Consider the following 729-nt stretch of genomic DNA (forward strand, 5'->3'; position numbering starts at 1 on the left):
GGCGAGGCCGCGACCGTGGAGCGGCCGGAGCCCGCGCTGCGCCGGCTCGAACGGGGCGCGGCGGAGCGGCTCGGCCCCGGCCTGTTCTCGTCGATCGTCTGGATCGACCTCGGGCGGGCGCTGCTGCTGCTCGCCTGCGCGCCCATGCTGCTCCTGTTCCGGAGGGGCGGATGATCCGGCCGCTGCTGGCGCTCGCGCTCGTCGTGGCGGCCCTGATCGCCGCCGATCCGCGCGAGCGCATCGGTCTCGCGCTCTATCACGCCGGCCTGCCCGGCCTTGCCGAGCCGCTGCTGGACGGCCTCGACTGGACGGGCGCCGTCCGCTTCCGGCAGGGGCGCTTCGACGAGGCGGCGGAGCTGTTCCAGGGCCGCCGTTTCGCGGGCGCGACCTACGACCGGGGCACCGCGCTCGCCCGCGCCGGCCGGCACGACGAGGCCGAGGCCGCGCTGAACGAGGCGCTGTTCCTCAATCCCAACGACGACGACGCCCGCCACAACCTCGCGCTGGTGGAGGCCGCCAAGGCCCGGCGCGAGCGGGTGGAGCGCGACGCCCGCAACAGCGCCAACGCCCGCGCCGCCAAGCAGAAGCGCGGCGGCGAGGCCCCGACCGACGCGGAGAACGACGTGAACTCCACCGGCGAGGGCATGGCCGGCGACCGCGACAGCGGCCGCGAGGCGCAATCGCCCGGCGGCAGCCAGGTGACGCGCGCCGGCCGCGCCGAGCAGATGC

At 77.0% G+C, this 729-nt stretch carries 1 protein-coding gene; it reads left to right on the forward strand.

Features of this window, described 5'->3' with window-relative positions; genetic code table 11:
- Window positions 1–170: 170 nt before the first annotated feature.
- Window positions 171–729: tetratricopeptide repeat protein (locus tag ACFQ4O_RS18055; RefSeq protein ID WP_378777813.1), on the forward strand; the 559-nt coding region annotated here is incomplete at its 3' end.

This window comes from Methylopila musalis (genome assembly GCF_042679725.1).
Classification (GTDB): Bacteria; Pseudomonadota; Alphaproteobacteria; order Rhizobiales; family Methylopilaceae; genus Methylopila; species Methylopila musalis.